15 protein-coding genes are annotated in these 16,658 nt (G+C 38.0%); 11 read left to right on the top strand and 4 right to left on the bottom strand.

Translation table 11 applies throughout. The annotated features are described in order from the left end of the window. Nucleotides 1-306: 306 nt before the first annotated feature. Nucleotides 307-735 (bottom strand): hypothetical protein, encoded by a 429-nt coding sequence (locus tag F4V44_RS07120; RefSeq protein ID WP_150439303.1) that lies wholly within the window; start codon nucleotides 733-735, stop codon nucleotides 307-309. Between the two features lie 874 nt (nucleotides 736-1,609). Between F4V44_RS07120 and bioW the strand changes: the two genes are divergently transcribed. The 6 genes from bioW (at nucleotide 1,610) to F4V44_RS07090 (ending at nucleotide 7,891) form a co-directional block, all read left to right on the top strand. After that, nucleotides 1,610-2,404, top strand: a complete 795-nt coding sequence (gene bioW, locus F4V44_RS07115; RefSeq protein ID WP_396897485.1) for a 6-carboxyhexanoate--CoA ligase — start codon at nucleotides 1,610-1,612, stop codon at nucleotides 2,402-2,404. Then, nucleotides 2,389-3,750, top strand: coding sequence for an adenosylmethionine--8-amino-7-oxononanoate transaminase (bioA, locus tag F4V44_RS07110; RefSeq protein ID WP_150439301.1), 1,362 nt, complete (start codon nucleotides 2,389-2,391; stop codon nucleotides 3,748-3,750). Before bioW ends, bioA begins: the two co-directional genes overlap by 16 nt. Further along, the gene (gene bioF, locus F4V44_RS07105) at nucleotides 3,737-4,909 is read left to right on the top strand and encodes an 8-amino-7-oxononanoate synthase (protein ID WP_150439300.1); all 1,173 of its coding nucleotides are present in this window, start codon (nucleotides 3,737-3,739) and stop codon (nucleotides 4,907-4,909) included. The genes bioA and bioF overlap by 14 nt, the downstream gene beginning before the upstream one ends. Then, nucleotides 4,906-5,589 (top strand): dethiobiotin synthase, encoded by a 684-nt coding sequence (bioD, locus tag F4V44_RS07100; protein ID WP_150439299.1) that lies wholly within the window; start codon nucleotides 4,906-4,908, stop codon nucleotides 5,587-5,589. The genes bioF and bioD overlap by 4 nt, the downstream gene beginning before the upstream one ends. A gap of 14 nt (nucleotides 5,590-5,603) precedes the next feature. Further along, the gene (gene bioB, locus F4V44_RS07095) at nucleotides 5,604-6,611 is read left to right on the top strand and encodes a biotin synthase BioB (RefSeq protein ID WP_150439298.1); all 1,008 of its coding nucleotides are present in this window, start codon (nucleotides 5,604-5,606) and stop codon (nucleotides 6,609-6,611) included. Between the two features lie 71 nt (nucleotides 6,612-6,682). Further along, nucleotides 6,683-7,891, top strand: coding sequence for a cytochrome P450 (locus tag F4V44_RS07090; RefSeq protein WP_150439297.1), 1,209 nt, complete (start codon nucleotides 6,683-6,685; stop codon nucleotides 7,889-7,891). Between the two features lie 85 nt (nucleotides 7,892-7,976). On the opposite strand, the gene F4V44_RS07085 is transcribed toward F4V44_RS07090, so the two are convergent. Both F4V44_RS07085 and F4V44_RS07080 read right to left on the bottom strand, forming a co-directional pair. After that, nucleotides 7,977-9,224 carry an MFS transporter gene (locus tag F4V44_RS07085; RefSeq protein WP_150439296.1) on the bottom strand — a complete coding sequence of 416 codons (1,248 nt, stop codon included), beginning with the start codon at nucleotides 9,222-9,224 and terminating at the stop codon, nucleotides 7,977-7,979. An 86-nt stretch (nucleotides 9,225-9,310) separates the two neighbouring features. Then, nucleotides 9,311-10,048, bottom strand: coding sequence for an SDR family NAD(P)-dependent oxidoreductase (locus F4V44_RS07080; protein ID WP_150439295.1), 738 nt, complete (start codon nucleotides 10,046-10,048; stop codon nucleotides 9,311-9,313). Nucleotides 10,049-10,186: 138 nt separating this feature from the next. Between F4V44_RS07080 and F4V44_RS07075 the strand changes: the two genes are divergently transcribed. From F4V44_RS07075 to F4V44_RS07055, 5 genes are all read left to right on the top strand, one after another. Then, nucleotides 10,187-11,083, top strand: a complete 897-nt coding sequence (locus tag F4V44_RS07075; protein WP_150439294.1) for a LysR family transcriptional regulator — start codon at nucleotides 10,187-10,189, stop codon at nucleotides 11,081-11,083. A gap of 528 nt (nucleotides 11,084-11,611) precedes the next feature. Continuing rightward, on the top strand, nucleotides 11,612-12,067 hold the full coding sequence (locus tag F4V44_RS07070; RefSeq protein ID WP_150439293.1) for a MaoC/PaaZ C-terminal domain-containing protein: 456 nt from the start codon (nucleotides 11,612-11,614) through the stop codon (nucleotides 12,065-12,067). 70 nt (nucleotides 12,068-12,137) lie between these two features. Continuing rightward, nucleotides 12,138-13,871 (top strand): class I adenylate-forming enzyme family protein, encoded by a 1,734-nt coding sequence (locus F4V44_RS07065; RefSeq protein ID WP_150439292.1) that lies wholly within the window; start codon nucleotides 12,138-12,140, stop codon nucleotides 13,869-13,871. A 29-nt stretch (nucleotides 13,872-13,900) separates the two neighbouring features. Further along, a complete protein-coding gene (locus F4V44_RS07060) occupies nucleotides 13,901-14,644 on the top strand; it encodes an SDR family NAD(P)-dependent oxidoreductase (RefSeq protein ID WP_150439291.1) in 744 nt (247 codons plus the stop codon). A gap of 113 nt (nucleotides 14,645-14,757) precedes the next feature. After that, nucleotides 14,758-15,528, top strand: coding sequence for an SDR family NAD(P)-dependent oxidoreductase (locus tag F4V44_RS07055; protein ID WP_150439315.1), 771 nt, complete (start codon nucleotides 14,758-14,760; stop codon nucleotides 15,526-15,528). A 200-nt stretch (nucleotides 15,529-15,728) separates the two neighbouring features. On the opposite strand, the gene F4V44_RS07050 is transcribed toward F4V44_RS07055, so the two are convergent. After that, complete coding sequence (locus tag F4V44_RS07050; protein ID WP_150439290.1) at nucleotides 15,729-16,625, bottom strand: LysR family transcriptional regulator; 897 nt, start codon at nucleotides 16,623-16,625, stop codon at nucleotides 15,729-15,731. Nucleotides 16,626-16,658 lie beyond the last annotated feature (33 nt).

Below are 16,658 nucleotides of genomic sequence, written 5' to 3'. Positions count from 1 at the left end.
TGTGACCCACATCCTGTGGGCCTCAACTAACCATCAGTGGGGGATGGAAAAAACCCCACTGATGGAAGTTTCACTTTATGTATTTCTTTCTAAAAAAAGTGGTCTGTCTTTATATGCTCTGAGTAGTTTCGTCTCCTTTGTTCTGTTAAACTAACAATGGAGCCGTTTGATGATTCTAATAAAGAACAGGAGGTAGACCTTTGCTATGCGTATGAAATTAAGATCAAACATCTTAAGAAAAAGTCTATATTGGTCCATGACAATAATAATATTAGTGTTAGGAAGCTTTGGGTTACATAGCCGAAATCATCCTGTATATGCAGCCATTTCAAGCCCGAATGTAACACCCGAGCCAGAACCCCTGCCAGCAACTGAACAAGCACAAATACCTGCGCCAACACCAGAGCCCGTGCCGACACCAGAGCCCGCACCGACACCAGAACCCGCGCCGACACCAGAACCCGCGCCAACACCAGAACCCGCGCCAACACCAGAACCCGCGCCAACACCAGAGCCTGCACCAACACCAGAGCCTGCACCAACACCAGAGCCCGCGCCAACACCAGAGCCTGGACCGACGCCAGAACCTGCGCCAACACCTAATCCAATACCTGAACCGGTACCAGAATCCAAACCCAAACCAGAAGTAGAACCAAATCCACAACAGCAGCCAGATTCACCATCAACATCCAATTCAACATCGCAGTCAAAGGAACAGACGCATGTAAAATCCAATTCAAATACTTCAACTGAAGGAAGGAATCCTTTATATCGATCTGATCCGGAAGATTACGAAGAAATTAATCTTGCCACTATTTTTCCCGAAAACGATTCTGAAGGAAACGAGGCCAGTAGTGAAAAGCAAATCGCTCACTCAAAGTCGGTCGAGAAAGAAGGCGCTTCGAAATCCTTTAACCCTTTTTATATAATTACCGGTCTCCTGAGCATCGGAACTCTTATTTGGCTGATTAGGAAAAGATGGTTCTAGTCTGTGCAGTCTTAGTGCACAGGGTCTGACCTAAGGGGATGAAATGATCATTAAACGAGGGTTTATACAGAAACTCCGCTCATAGCTGCCTTCATTTGTGACCAGCAATTATGGATAAAAGCAGCTGATTAAGAAGAACAAATCACAAAAATCGCTATGTACCCTCTCCTAAATGGTCATATGACAACAGTAGAACCGAGTTGTATGACTAATTCCGCCTACATAATTACATATGTATTTATGTAGGCATATTTTTATTTCTTACACTACGACAACAGCTATCCGTTTTCATTACTAAATTTTTCTCTTTTAAAATAGCTCTTCCAATTTGAAAAAAATAGAGAAGTTTCTATACTAATTAAAACATTGACAAAATAAACAATATTATTTACTATTTTATATGTTAACTATTATAAAAAATAAGTTAACATATAAAAAGGATTTATTTAATAAACGAATGTAAGAGGTTCAACAGGTAATTATGAGTAGATTCCATATTCTTGTTTGAATTATACAAAAGTCCATTCAGAAGAAAACGATGACTGTAATTGCAAAGTCAAAAGGAATGTATAAATATCAACACCGCTTTTCCGCCGATAAGGATGTTGAGAAAATGAAAGGATGGTAGAAATCTTGCTAGAGGAAAAATACTATAGTGTAAGAATGAGAGCATCTCAGAACGGGCCTCATGAACAAGGTGGAAAGCATATTTCTGGTGGGGAACAAATTTCCACTTATACTGATTTAAAAAGTATGGTTAATGTCTTGCTAGAAAAAGCGTTATCACATTCAAGAGGTAACCCAGATTTTATGCAAATTCAGTTTGAAAAGATTGAAGAGCCGATAAAAGTATTAAAGCCATTACCAGTTAGAACCTATGAAGCGTCATCTGTTGAGGAAGGACAATCTGCTGCCCGGAAACTTTTAGAGCAAGCGGGAGTTCCGACAGAAAGTATTGACAAGGCATATGAATTAATAACTGAATTTTCCGAACTAAGAGGAGCCATTTTGTTTGATATCCGTTCTGGTTTACGAATTGATGATCGAAATGAGAAGGGGATCAGGGTTTCAAGAATGGACTGGTTAACAGCCAATTTTGAAAAATGGGCTGAGCATTACCAATTGACTCGAAGTCAAAGAATGAGGGAAGCGCTTGTGCTGGCTGCAAAGGTGTGTGCCCATCCCGCTACTGTAGCAGAACTATGCTGGTCCGATGATCCGGAATATATCACAGGTTATGTTGCCAGTAAAAGACTAGGCTATCAGCGTATTACGAAACTAAAAGAATATGGTGATGAACGCGGTTGCCGAATCTTTTTTGTGGATGGTTTAAGTGATCTTGCATCATACATAGAATACCTAGAAAAACAGCCGATATTTGTTCAATGGGAGGAAAAGGCATGTCACACGAGTTAATAGAAAAAAGTAAAAAATACCTTTGGTTACCATTCACTCAGATGAAGGACTATGATGAAAACCCAATCGTTATTGAGAGTGGAAATGGAATAAAAGTAAAAGATGTGGACGGCAAGGAATATTATGATGGATTTTCAGCTCTATGGCTAAATGTCCATGGCCACCGTAAAAAAGAATTAGATGAAGCGATTAAGAAACAGCTTGATAAAATAGCCCATTCTACCCTTTTAGGAATGACAAATGTTCCGGCAACAGAGCTTGCTGAAAAGCTAATCGAAATAAGTCCTGAAAAGCTAACACGCGTCTTTTATTCAGATAGTGGCGCAGAGGCAATGGAAATTGCGCTTAAGATGGCCTTTCAATATTGGAAGAACATAGAGAGACCGGAAAAGCAAAAATTTATTGCGATGAAAAATGGCTATCATGGCGATACGATTGGAACTGTCAGCATTGGTTCCATTGATCTTTATCATCACGTGTACGGACCATTAATGTTTGAGAGCTTTAAAGCACCAATCCCTGATGTCTACCATTCTAAAAGTGGCAATCCTGTCCAATGCCGTGATGAATGCTTAGCTATTCTTGAAAAGCTGCTGGTTGAAAAGCATCAAGAAATTGCTGCACTTACCATTGAATCCATGGTCCAAGGGGCTGGCGGGATGATAGTCATGCCAGAAGGTTTTTTGTCTGGTGTACGTGAACTTTGTTCAAAATATGATGTTTTAATGATTGTGGATGAAGTAGCTACCGGCTTTGGGCGTACGGGGAAAATGTTTGCTTGTGAACATGAGGGAGTTCAGCCGGATTTAATGGCCGTTGGAAAAGGAATTACTGGAGGCTATTTGCCCATTGCAGCTACATTAGCAACAGAAGACATCTACCAAGCCTTCTATGATGACTACAACAAGTTAAAAACCTTGTTCCACGGCCATTCATATACAGGAAATCAGCTTGGCTGTGCCGTTGCCTTAGAAAATTTACGTTTATTTGAAAGGGAAAACCTTGTAGAAAAAGTAGCGGAAAAGTCGGAGTATCTCCATTTACTTCTAGAAGAGCTGAAATTGCTTCCGCACGTTGGAGATATTAGGCAGCTAGGTTTTATGTGTGGGATTGAGCTCGTTTACTCAAAGGAAACAAACGAACCTTTTCCTGCCGAAAAACGAGTAGGCTATCACACTACGTTAAAAATGAGAGAGCTTGGCATGCTAACAAGGCCGCTTGGCGATGTGATTGTCTTTATGCCTCCACATGTAAGTACAAAGGAAGAACTGAAAGTAATGGTCAATATCTTGAAAGAAGCGATTATTGAGGTCACAAATGGGGTGAAAGAAGTTGGTACTCGATGAATGGTTAGGCCAGAGAATGGACGAAACAAAAGAAGCTGGTTTGTATCGAAGGCTGCGGACCATGAATACAGCTCCTTTACCTGAGAGGCTCATTGATGGTCAGAGACAGATCGTTTTTTCATCTAATAATTACTTAGGGCTTGCGAACGACCAGCGCTTAGTTGATGCAGCCAAAAAAGCCATGGACGAATTTGGCGTCGGAAGCAGCGGCTCAAGGTTAACGACAGGCCATACAGATTGGCATCAAAAGCTGGAAAAAAAAATTGCCCGCTTTAAGCAAATGGAGGCAGCCCTTCTGTTTTCCAGCGGATTTTTAGCCAATGTCGGCGTGCTATCTTCCTTACCTGAGGCAGGGGATGTGATCTTAAGTGATCAATTCAATCATGCAAGTATTATCGATGGATGCCGGCTTTCAAAAGCGAAAACCGTTGTATATAAGCATATTGATATGAATGATCTCGAGGGGAAATTGAGGCAAACGATTTCCTATAGACGGCGGTTTATTGTCACTGATGGCGTTTTTAGTATGGATGGAACCATTGCGCCTCTTGATAAAATCATCCATATAGCAAAGCAGTATGATGCCTGCGTAATTGTTGATGATGCACATGCTACAGGTGTTTTGGGGGAAAACGGCAGAGGAACAAGTGAATACTTCGGTGTCTACCCTGATGTGGTCATTGGAACCTTGAGTAAAGCTGTTGGAACGGAAGGCGGTTTTGTTGCGGGATCAAAGGTGTTGATTGATTTTCTGCTTAATCATGCGAGAACCTTTATTTTTCAAACGGCCATGCCGCCGTCGATTTGTGCTGCTTCCTATGCTGCATTGGAAAGGATGGAAGAAAGCACTGAAAAACGTCAGCGGTTATTTTCGAATATAAAAAAGGTGAAAAATGGTTTAGTAGAAATGGGTTATATGGTCAAGGGAGATCAAACACCGATTATTCCTGTGATTATCGGTGATCCCAGAGAGGCTGTCATGTTTGCAGAAAAGCTTCAGGCGAACGGAATATACGCACCTGCGATTCGTCCGCCTACTGTACCAAATGGAGAGAGCCGAATCCGATTAACCGTTACCTCCGCCCATGATTCAAAAGAAATAGATTACTTGTTAGAGTGCTTTCATTTCATTGGAAAAGAGTTGAACATGATAGGATGAAGGGTTTTTTTGTAACTGGAACAGATACAGATGTTGGAAAAACAATCATATCCAGCGGACTTGCTGCAGTATTAAAAGAAAAAGAGATTGATGTTGGTGTATTTAAACCATTGTTAAGCGGGATTACCCGTGATGATCCGGCAAGTGATACAAGTCTGTTGAAGGAATTGTCTCAAACGCCTTTATCTCGTGAAGAAATTACTCCTTTTGCATTTAAAGAACCGCTTGCTCCATATGTAGCTGGAAAGCTGGAAGGGAAGAGCGTCAGAATAGACGAGATAATAAATCATTGGGAGAGGATTAAAGAAAAACATGAATTTTTCATCGTTGAAGGTGCTGGAGGTATTTCAGTGCCATTAGGTGAAGGCTTCTTCGTTAGTGACTTGATAAAAGCTTTACAGCTGCCCATTGTCATTGTAGCCCGGCCAAATCTTGGGACATTTAATCATATTTATCTAACGGTTCAATACGCAAAGAGTCAAGGTCTAACCATTGCAGGAATCGTAATAAACGGGATCAATGATCCTCCTGAACTAGCCGAAAAAACAAATCCGGCATTAATTGAAGAGTTTTGTCGTGTACCTATATTAGGAATCACACCTAAACTAAAAGAAATCACAAAAGAAAACATAGTAAAAATGGTAGAAGATCACATTGACGTGACATTACTAATAAAATAATTGGAGGCAGGAAAATGAATAAATGGATGGAACTTGCAGATGGAGTATTAGAAGGGAAAGCAATCACAAATGAAGAGGCACTTGCCATTTTGGAATGTCCAGATGATGACGTCCTATTACTTATGCATTCGGCTTTTAAAATAAGAAGACACTATTATGGGAAAAAAGTAAAGCTTAATATGATCATCAATACAAAATCTGGGTTATGTCCGGAAAACTGTGGCTATTGCTCGCAATCTTCTATTTCTACAGCGCCGATTGATACTTATAGAATGGTAGACAAGGATACGATTCTTGAAGGAGCAAAGCGTGCCTATGATTTAAATGTCGGAACGTATTGTATTGTTGCCAGCGGCAGGGGGCCATCTAATAAAGAAATCGATCATGTGGTAGAAGCAGTAAAAGAAATCAAGGGAACGTATGGAATGAAAGTTTGTGCCTGTCTTGGAATTTTAAAGCCAGAACAAGCAAAGCGGTTAAAAGAAGTTGGAGTAGACCGTTATAATCATAATATCAATACCTCAGCGAGTAATCATGCAAACATCACCACTTCACATACATACGATGATCGCGTCGGTACGGTGGAAACGGTAAAAGAAGCGGGTATGTCTCCATGTTCAGGTGTTATTGTCGGCATGAGAGAAACGAAGCAAGATGTAGTTGATATGGCGAATAGTTTAAAGGCACTTGATGCCGATTCCATTCCGGTTAATTTCCTTCATGCGATTGATGGTACACCGCTACAGGGAGTGAAAGAATTAAATCCGTTGTATTGTTTGAAAGTATTAGCACTATTTCGTTTTATTAATCCAACAAAGGAAATTCGCGTTTCAGGCGGGCGTGAAGTCAACCTTGGTTCGCTGCAACCACTAGCGCTATATGCAGCTAATTCGATCTTCGTTGGAGATTACTTAACTACAGCTGGACAAGAAGAAACAGAAGATGAAAAAATGTTACGCGACTTAGGTTTCGAAGTAGAGTCAGTAGAAGAAATGAAAGCCAGTTTAGCAGCGGAAAAATAAGTTTAATAGTATACAGAGATGGGTCCCACCATCTCTGTATACGGATTGTGATTGTATGACAGGAGGCTAACATGACAACGATTTTAAACCAAACTATATCACTTTCATTTACTGATTCTGAGTTCTTCCAAAACCCCTATCCATTTTATGAAAAGCTTCGATCCATTCACCCAATCTATCACGGGAATCTATTAAAAAATCCAGGCTGGTATGTGACAGGGTATCAGGAAGTGCTAACGATTCTGAAAGATACTCGATTTAAAAATCGCATGCCTCTGCCTCAGACTTCAAAAAGATATGAGCAGCTCAAAAATATCCAAAATAGCATGATGGTTTTTAAAAATCAACCAGACCATAAGCGGTTACGGTTTCTCGTTAGTAATGTATTTACACCGAGAATGGTGGAACAGCTTCGTCCAGATATCCAAGAAACGGTAAACAATCTGCTTCAACACGTTCAACATCGGAAATCAATGAATGTCATCTCTGATTTTGCTTTTCCTTTAGCAAGTCTCGTGATTGCGAAAATAGTTGGAGTTCCCAAAGAAGATCTGTCGCAATTTAGAGAATGGACAGTAAGCTTAATCCAAACCATTGATTTTACCCGTTCGAGAAAGACTTTAGAAAACGGGAATCACATAACCATGATATTAAGGGATTACTTTAAAGAGTTAATCACAAAAAGGAAAGAAAGTCCCGGGGATGACCTTATCAGCCTGTTAATAAAAGAAGAACAGGAAGGAGATTGGTTATCAGACGAGGAACTATTGGCAACCTGTATTTTGATTGTGATTGCTGGTCATGAAACAACGGTGAATTTGATTGGTAATTCGATTCTTACCTTATTAAAACATCCACAACAGATGAAGCTGCTAAAGGAAAACCCATCGTTGATAGGACATGCTGTAGAGGAGTTTTTACGGTACGAAAGTCCAACCCAAATGCTTGCTCGGGTTGCATCAGAGGATATTGAAATAAATCAGACAAGGATTAAAGAGGGTGATCAGGTGTATCTTCTTTTAGGTGCTGCGAACCGAGATCATAATCAATTTGCTGATGCGCATGTACTTGACCTCACAAGAAACCCTAACCATCATCTTGCATTTGGATATGGTACGCATTTTTGTTTAGGTGCTCCGTTGGCACGTTTAGAAGCACAAATTGCGATACAAACCCTGTTGCAGCAGATGGACAATCCGAAGCTAATATCTTCTGAACCTTCGTGGCGAAAATTAATGGGATTTAGATCGTTAAACGAACTGCCAATTACTTTTGGTTAGGAGATAGAGATAGTATTATAGATTCTTCTATAATTAATCAAACAACCAACAAAATCATATGAGACTTTGTTGGTTGTTTAAAGGTTTAATAATTTAATTTTTTCTTCCAGTTTAACGAGAATAAACTAGAAGAAATCGTAATAATAAAGATCACTATGACAATAATGAATACGATGTAGTAGGAATTTGTCAAATCATATAGGTAACTGAATAAGGTTGTACCCAATGCTACACCTAACGTAGAAGCTGACATAATGGTTGTATAAATGGATGCGTAATCACGCCCGCCGAATACTTCACGTATGATTACTGGAGGGAGCAAGGTAGACCCAGAGAACCCAATCCCAAATAACAACGCACCAGTATAAAGCATAGCAATCCCGAAAGAATCAGAAATGAGTAAGGCAACTACACCTATCATACCACCGCCGATTCCAACAAACAGAGCTGGTTTAATACCGTATTTATCATTAATGGCACCAAGTAAGAATTTACCTCCCGTTTGACCAATGGTTACACAAGTGATACCTGTAGCGGCCATTGTAGCTGTGAAACCTACTGATTGTACAAAGTTTGGTACGTGGAAACTAACCGTTGAAGCTAGACCGAAAAGCCCCGTGAATAACATAACCAAATAAAATGCCGGAGATTTGATTGCAGCATTTTTCAAGACGCCTGTTTCAGGTGTTTTTTGTCCATTAGAAGTATTCTCATCAGCTTCATTATCACCGTAAGGAGTCATGTTAAGTTGTTCTGGCTTTGAACGAATCACAAAAATTGAGAACGGTAAGATTAATATGGCTACGATTATACCTAATACAATATAGGTTGAACGCCATCCAATTGACTCAATTAAGACACCTGTAATTTGGGCGAAAATCGCACCGCCAATACCCATAAACGCCATAGCAATACCTAAAGTAGTACCAACTTTTGCTTTAAACCAGTTGTTCATGATTAAGGGAATAGAACCATAGATTAAGAACGTACTGCCAATACCTAATGCTATTCCTGAAATATAAAATAAGAAAACAGAATGATAAGTACCCATTAATCCAAATGCTAGGGCGTTAATCATACCGGCAATGGTTAAAACATAGCGAATATCAAACTTATTCAATACTTTCCCTGCAAAAGGTAGTAAAATGGTGATGGTTAAATACATGAATGATGTATATAAACTAATTTCAGAAACACCAACATGAAAGTCTTCAGCTACTGCTCGGTACAAGATACCGGCACAGCTAACGATAATTCCGACGCTTGCGGCATAAATCGCAGAACTTGCTACCATAATCCACCAGGCATAATGGATTTTGCCTTTCCTTTTCATATTTTCACCTTATAAAAATAGAGGAGCAAGTACTTTTGCTTCTCTACTTTGAAATTTTTGATCAATCTAGATGCATTATTATGAAGTTATTGAATGGTGAATCCACCATCGATTGGTACAATGGCACCACTCATGAATTTAGCTTCATCTGATGCCAAAAATACAGCTAAATCAGCTACTTCTTCTACTTGTCCAAACGTGCGGGTTGGTACTAAATCTTTAGGAATGCCAGCCAAAACATCCTTTACTAAAGGTGTTTCGATTGTTCCTGGGCAAATGGCGTTAATTTTAATCCCATAGCGTGCGTATTCAGAAGATAAGTGTTTTGTATAGCCAATAACACCATGTTTAGTAGCTGTGTAAGCAGCGCCGCCTTTACCAGCAACAAGACCTGCAATAGAAGCAATATTTACGATTGAACCAGTACCACGTTCGACCATGCTTGGTAATACTGTATTTGAAAATTCAAATACACTTGTTAAATTTATATTTAAGAAGAAGTTCCATTGGTCTAATGTCGTATCTAATGATTTAGTATATTTATCGAATACACCTGCATTATTTACTAATACATCCACTGGACCGAATGTTTCCTCTGTTACTTTTACGCAGTTTAGTATATCCTCAGTTTTTGTCACATTTACTGCAACCGCGATTGCTTCCCCGCCAAATGCTTTAATTTCTTCAGCAACTGCTTGTGCACCTTCTATATTTAAGTCAGCTACGACTACTTTTGCCCCCTCTTTGGCAAAGCGGATCGCTTCACCTTTCCCCATACCTGATGCTGCTCCTGTAATGATTGCAACTTTATCTTTTAATCTCATATTAGACAACCCCCATATAATGTTCACATTTTGTATATAAAGCGTTTACAATTCACATTTTATACACATTTATATATAATGAGAAATACTTATTAATTATTTGCTTATAACTATGAGTTATAAGTAATGGGGGTTATGATGGACTTAATCAAATTAAAATACTTTTATACAACAGCAAAATGTGAAAATATGTCGCTTGCTGCTAAAGAACTATTGATTTCGCAGCCAGCGTTAAGTAAGGCGATTACAAATCTAGAGGCTGAGTTAGAAATGGATTTGTTTTTCCGTAATGGTAAGCGTATTTCATTAAATGAGAATGGCCGTTTTTTATTTAAACGAGCAGAGCGTATTTTTTCAGAAATACATCATTTAGAACGCGAATTGGAGGAGAGACGCGGTGAAGGAAGTGGTAATCTATCGATTATTACAACACTTCCATATACATTTACAAATATCTTAGATTTATTTTTTAATGAATATCCACATGTGAAGTATCTACAAGTTCCGTTATCGAAAGAAAACCTGCAGCAGTTTATTGAAAATGGTAACTATGATGTGTGTATTACCACAGAGAGGATTGACCATCCGAATGTCGAGTGGGTACCATTATTTGAAGAAGAAATTTTCTTAACAGTGCCAAAATCTTACAAAGAAGCGAAAACTGGCACAATTGACTTGATGGAATTAAGTAATCTACCATTTATCGGCTTAACCAATCAGTATGGCTTTCGTCAATTTACTGATCAATTTTGTCAATCAATCGGATATACACCGAATTATCAAGTAGAAGTAGAAGAAGCTACAACGATATTACAGCTTGTAAAAAATGGACGTGGGGCAGCGTTTACACCTGAAACATCTGTAAATCTATTTGAAGATAAAATAAAGCACTTAAAAATTGAAAATAAGAAGTTTACACGTACAATCGGCTTATTAAAACATCGTTATTTATACCCGACAAAAATGTCAGAGGCTTTTGTTGCACATTGTCATCGCTATTTTGATGATTTAAAAAAGAAAAATAACAGATTTTAGAATCGTGAGTCGAGGGGACAGATACATCAATCCAGCTATCATTAAATAATTTAGAAAAAAACCGACCGTTATTCCGTAAAAAATGGTTAGTATGTAATCGACTAGAAAGGAAAGCGTAAAAGCGGCTACATGTCACTGTTTTCTGTTATTTAAAATATTCTAAAAATACAAAATATAATTGACAAAACTAAAATGTATGATTAATATTAGATTATATTGAATAGTAAGCTGTTATTTACAAGGATTGATTCACGTTGAAAAGGTCAATCTACATAGTAAATAAGCCCAGCAAATGAGTATAAGACCTTATACTTTTTGCTGGGCTTTTTTATTTTTTTCGAAAGGTGGTAATGGAAGAGTAATCTAATTATTAAAAATCAAATGATGATCGCTGTTATTTACTGGGGTTGATAGAAAGTCAATCTCTTATCGTAAATAGGCCCAGCAAATGAGTGGATATTTCCACCTTTTTGCTGGGCCTATTTGTGTTTAATTTCAATAAATATAACGTGAATTGGAGGCAATAAAATGGATATGTTTTTTGAGGATTTTCATATTGGGGATGAAATGATTACACCACGTAGAACTATAACCGAAACGGATGTGGTACAGTTTGCAGGACTTTCAGGTGACTATAATCCGCTTCATATTGATGAGGTATTTGCGAAAGAAACACCTTATAAAACAAGAGTGGCTCATGGACTATTATCTGTCTCTGTAATAACAGGTCTGCAGTCGATGATGGGAATCGTAAATGGATCAACACTTGGCCTATTAGAAATCAATTGGAGATTTAAAGGAGGAGTTATTCCCGGTGATACCATTTATGCAAAATTTATCGTAAAAGCAAAGGTAGAAACATCAAAAAAGGACCGTGGTGTTCTGACAAGGACTGTTCTTGTTTACAACCAGAGAGATGAAATCGTTTCGGAGGGAGAGATTGTATTACTAATGAAGAAAAAAACGGGTATCCCGGCTATTTAATAAATAATGGTTAGACATTGTTATAGGCTATGCATGTTTAATAAAGAAAACGGTAATAGGAAGTGAAAAAATGGAATCAATTGAGATAAGAAGAACCAAATTCGAAGAACGTTCGAAAAATTGGAATCCAGAACCTATTCAAAATCTTTTTTTTAGGATGACCGAAACATACAAAGAAAATGTGTATATTATCGGTGAAGAACAATCCTGGACTTATAATGAAACGAAAAATTTATCAATCAAATTAGCTGCAGGTTTGATGGATTTGGGAGTAAGAAGAGGAGACCACATCGCATTAATTTTCCCTAATTACCCTGAATTCATATTTTCAAAGTTGGGCAGTGCCATTGCCGGTTGTATTACTGTACCATTGAACTACCGATTAAAAAAGGAAGAGCTAAGTTATTTAATCAGTCAATCTGACTCTTCTTATATTATTACGCTGGACAGATGGAATCAATTTGATTATGTATCCATCTTAAAAGAACTTTGTCCAGAAGTATTCGAAGGAAAACAATCATCAACGTTTCCAAACTTAAAAAGAATTATTGTTTTTTCACCCGAAGGAAAAACATATGAGGGTACGACAGATTTTTATGAACTCATTCATTCCATAGCAGACAATCAATCAAATGAATTTTTAGTAAGGTATGAGAAAGATAGTAACGATCATGTATTAGACGTTACAGATATTATGTATACCTCTGGTACAACATCATTACCTAAGGGAGTACTGGTTACACATGATATGATCTGGAGAAGTGCCCTAGGAACAAGTATAAGCAGAGGCTATCAAGAAGGAAGAAGAATCTTTGTACCGATTCCATTCTATCATTGTTTTGGTTATATTGTAGGGCTTGTAGCCGTATCGATGGTAGGCGGCTGTATCATCATACAACATGATTTTGAAGAATATAAAGCGCTTTCTATCATTGAGAAACACAGAGTTGAAGATATTCTATGTGTACCAACAATAGGGTTAAGACTACTGAATGCCTATCGACTAAAAGAATATGATATCTCGAGTTTAAAATCGATGTACTGTGCTGGTTCAGAAGTGCCTGCACATATTTGGAAAAGTTTAAAAGAGGACATGGGGATAGAAGAATTAAATACAGGGTACGGAATGACAGAAATTGCTGCTGGCGTATTACAAACGGATCCAACTGATGAGTTGTATTATTTAAATCAATATGTTGGCCGTCCAATCCCAGGCGGGCATGTGGGCTTAAAAGAGCTGAATGGAAAAAATATTGAATTTAAAGTAACGGACCTTGATACGGGTGAAATCCTTTCATTTGGAAAGGAAGGGGAATTAATATGCAGAGGACCAATGGTAACAAAGGGATATTACAATAAACCGGAAGAAACATTAAAAACAATCGATAGTGACGGCTGGCTGCATACAGGTGACTTAGGTGTCATCGATGAGAACGGATACATTTCATTGACTGGCAGAATTAAAGAAATTTATCGGATTGGTGCAGAGAATGTTGCCCCAAAAGAAATTGAGGATATTATTACAAGTCATCCAAAAGTAAATCAAGCCTATGTAATAGGAGTACCTTGTCCATTAATGGGCGAAGTTGGAATGGCTTGGATTGTTCTGGAACAAGGTGAAAGTGCTACAAAGGAAGAAATGCTCTCATATGTATCTGATAAATTAGCCCGGTTCAAGATTCCTAAGTATATTAGGTTTGTGACTCAAGAAGAACTTCCAATCAATGGAACGGGAAAAATACAAAAGTTTAAATTAAAAGAATGGTATTTAGATGAGAAAGAAACAATTAAATCAGTATTTTAATATAAAAAAAGAGGAAAGAGGGATAAAGAATGAATAATAGATTAGATGGAAAAGTAATTCTGATTACCGGCGCTTCAGGTGGACAAGGTAGAGCAGAAGCGAAATTGTTTGCCAAACATGGTGCGAAACTAGTATTAACGGATGTGAATGAGGATGGTTTAATTGAAACCGTTTCCTTAATTGAAGATCATCAGGAAGACATTCTCACACTGAAACATGATATTTCAAGGGAAGAGGAGTGGGAATCCGTTATTGCAAAAACAGAAACGAGATTTGGAAGACTAGACGGATTAATAAATAATGCCGGGATTTTAATTAGAAACGGGATTTTAAATACGTCAATTGAGGAGTTTGAAAAAATCCAATCTATTAACACGAACGGTACTTTCCTTGGAATGAAACATGGAGCAGGGTTGATGAAGAAATCAGGCGGCGGCTCGATTATCAATATATCTTCGATTTGGGGGCTTGTCGGAAGCCCAACGTCTTTAGCTTATCATTCCTCTAAAGGAGCCATAAGGTTAATGTCAAAATCGGCTGCAATAGAATTAGCGAAAGATTATATCCGAGTTAATTCAATTCATCCTGGTGTTATTGCAACAGCCATGGCAGAAGTACAAAACGGTCAACATCCATTAAAAGAGAAGACACCATGGCCTACCTTGGGTACTCCCGAAGATATTGCATACGGTGCCATGTACTTACTTTCTGATGAGTCACGTTTTGTCACTGGTACTGAATTAGTAATTGATGGCGGTTACACGGCACAATAACGTAAATGTTTAGTAGGACAAGGAGCTCCTTGTCCTACTATAGTTGTACTAAATGAGTAAAGAGGCACTTTAATGTAAGCCCTAAAAGATTAGATAGAGTAGGAGAGATTATGATGCGGAAATTCGATGGTAAAGTAGCGGTAATCACCGGTGGGGCTGGAGGGATTGGGAAAGAAGCAGCCTTAACCTTTTTAAAAGAAGGTGCCAAAGTAGTTTTAGTTGATTTATTTGAAGACTCTCTTAATAAAACTAAGGAAGAGCTTGTTTCTTACGGAGAAGTAGTGATCGTTCAAGCAGATGTATCCAAAGAAGAAGATGTTAAGAATTATGTTCAGAAAGCAATGGAACAGTTCGGACAAATTGATATTTTCTTTAACAATGCGGGCATAACAGGTAAAAGAACGTCTTTAATCGAACAGACAGTAGATGATTTTGATCAAGTGTATGCTGTAAATACTAGGGGTGTATTCTTGGGTCTTAAACATGTGCTTCCGGTCATGATTAAACAAGAAAATGGCAGTGTTATAAATACTTCTTCTATTGACGGTTTAAGGGGATCTCCTAAAATGGCAGCCTATGCAGCTTCTAAACACGCGGTAGTTGGATTAACGAAAACGGCTGCATTAGAAGTAGCGCGTAAAAATGTCCGTGTGAATTCCATTCACCCGTCACCGGTAGATACTCAGATGATGCGTTCAATAGAAGCCGAAGCAAATCCGGATAATCCGGAATCTGTCAAAGGAGCTTATTCTAAAGCTATTCCGTTAGGACGTTATGGAGATTCAAGCGATATTGTGGCATTAGTATCATTCCTTGCATCTGATGAAAGCAAGTTTATCACTGGTGCACAATATCGAGTGGATGGTGGAATGGGAGCCCTTTAAGATGTGAATGTTAGATTTCACATATAGAAAATAACCTATCTTGTATATAAATTTTAATCTAATACACAAAAAAGAATCCATTTTGATCAATCTTTTTCAAAATGGATTCTTTTTTATTTACCATTAAAAGGGTTCTGTATGGTATTTTTTGGTTAATGTTTAAATTAATATGAATCATTTCACCAGACTCTTGACTCAGTTTAAATAATATATTCATTAACTTTATGTTTAAAAAATTCAATAGAAAACTCACGAAACTCTAACGCAGCCTTTGATAGATAATGATTGGGATTCCAAGCAATCCCGATTGTTCTTTTACAAACTGGATGACTGATTTTAATGCGCACAGTATTAGGTGCTGAATCCCGAAGTATCGAGAGATTAGGGATAAAGGAAATTCCATGGCCTAATTCTACCAAAGGTTGAATCGTCCAGGATTCTTCCACTTCAATTGCTACGTTCGGTGTAAATCCTGCCTCTTTACAAAATTTATCTGTAATGTCCCTAAATCCATAGCCTTGTGATAGATTAATAAACCTTTCATCAGAAACTTCACGAAGATCGATCGTTTTATGATTTGCTAATCGGTGGGTAGGGGGAACAGATAAAAATATTTCTTCTTCCCGTAACGGAACCCACTCAATATTTTCACCTATAATTGGACTGGTAGAGATACAGATGTCAAGTTCAGCATTTTCTAATTGATATTTCATTTCGGAAATGGAAGCTTGTTTATGCTTAATTTTGACTTGCGGATGATCTTTGAGAAATTCTCCAAAAAACTTGGGCATAATATGCGGTAATGTCATGGCTATGGATATGATCCCTTTATCAGGGCTATTCATATCCTGCACTTGAAGGGCGCCTTCGTTTAATTCCAAAAATATACGTTTTACCCGTTCTAGGAAAGCTTTCCCAAACTCATTTAAATAAATCTGTTTTCCTTGTCTATGAAATAAAGGTGCTCCTAGCTCATCTTCTAACCGTCCAATCGTCTTGCTTAATGCTGGCTGTGAGATGTTAAGCTCAGCGGCAGCTCTTGTCATATGTTCATATTTAGCTGCTGTTTGAAAATACTTTAAATGTAAAAGCTCCATTTTGAACTCCTTTTATTACCCGAATAGTATTAA

The organism is Niallia endozanthoxylica (genome assembly GCF_008710145.1).
In the GTDB taxonomy this organism is placed as follows: domain Bacteria; phylum Bacillota; class Bacilli; order Bacillales; family Cytobacillaceae; genus Bacillus_BD; species Bacillus_BD endozanthoxylica.
The sequence above is the reverse complement of the archived record's forward strand: the minus strand, read 5'-3'. Positions and strand labels throughout refer to the sequence as shown.

Excerpts from the sequence above, each read along its gene's own strand:
- bioW (WP_396897485.1), top strand. The coding sequence starts at position 1,610 with ATGGTAGAAATCTTGCTAGAGGAAAAATACTATAGTGTAAGAATGAGA.
- bioA (WP_150439301.1), top strand. The coding sequence starts at position 2,389 with ATGTCACACGAGTTAATAGAAAAAAGTAAAAAATACCTTTGGTTACCA.
- bioD (WP_150439299.1), top strand. The coding sequence starts at position 4,906 with ATGAAGGGTTTTTTTGTAACTGGAACAGATACAGATGTTGGAAAAACA.
- bioB (WP_150439298.1), top strand. The coding sequence starts at position 5,604 with ATGAATAAATGGATGGAACTTGCAGATGGAGTATTAGAAGGGAAAGCA.
- F4V44_RS07090 (WP_150439297.1), top strand. The coding sequence starts at position 6,683 with ATGACAACGATTTTAAACCAAACTATATCACTTTCATTTACTGATTCT.
- F4V44_RS07085 (WP_150439296.1), bottom strand. The coding sequence starts at position 9,224 with ATGAAAAGGAAAGGCAAAATCCATTATGCCTGGTGGATTATGGTAGCA.
- F4V44_RS07080 (WP_150439295.1), bottom strand. The coding sequence starts at position 10,048 with ATGAGATTAAAAGATAAAGTTGCAATCATTACAGGAGCAGCATCAGGT.
- F4V44_RS07075 (WP_150439294.1), top strand. The coding sequence starts at position 10,187 with ATGGACTTAATCAAATTAAAATACTTTTATACAACAGCAAAATGTGAA.
- F4V44_RS07070 (WP_150439293.1), top strand. The coding sequence starts at position 11,612 with ATGGATATGTTTTTTGAGGATTTTCATATTGGGGATGAAATGATTACA.
- F4V44_RS07065 (WP_150439292.1), top strand. The coding sequence starts at position 12,138 with ATGGAATCAATTGAGATAAGAAGAACCAAATTCGAAGAACGTTCGAAA.
- F4V44_RS07060 (WP_150439291.1), top strand. The coding sequence starts at position 13,901 with ATGAATAATAGATTAGATGGAAAAGTAATTCTGATTACCGGCGCTTCA.
- F4V44_RS07055 (WP_150439315.1), top strand. The coding sequence starts at position 14,758 with ATGCGGAAATTCGATGGTAAAGTAGCGGTAATCACCGGTGGGGCTGGA.
- F4V44_RS07050 (WP_150439290.1), bottom strand. The coding sequence starts at position 16,625 with ATGGAGCTTTTACATTTAAAGTATTTTCAAACAGCAGCTAAATATGAA.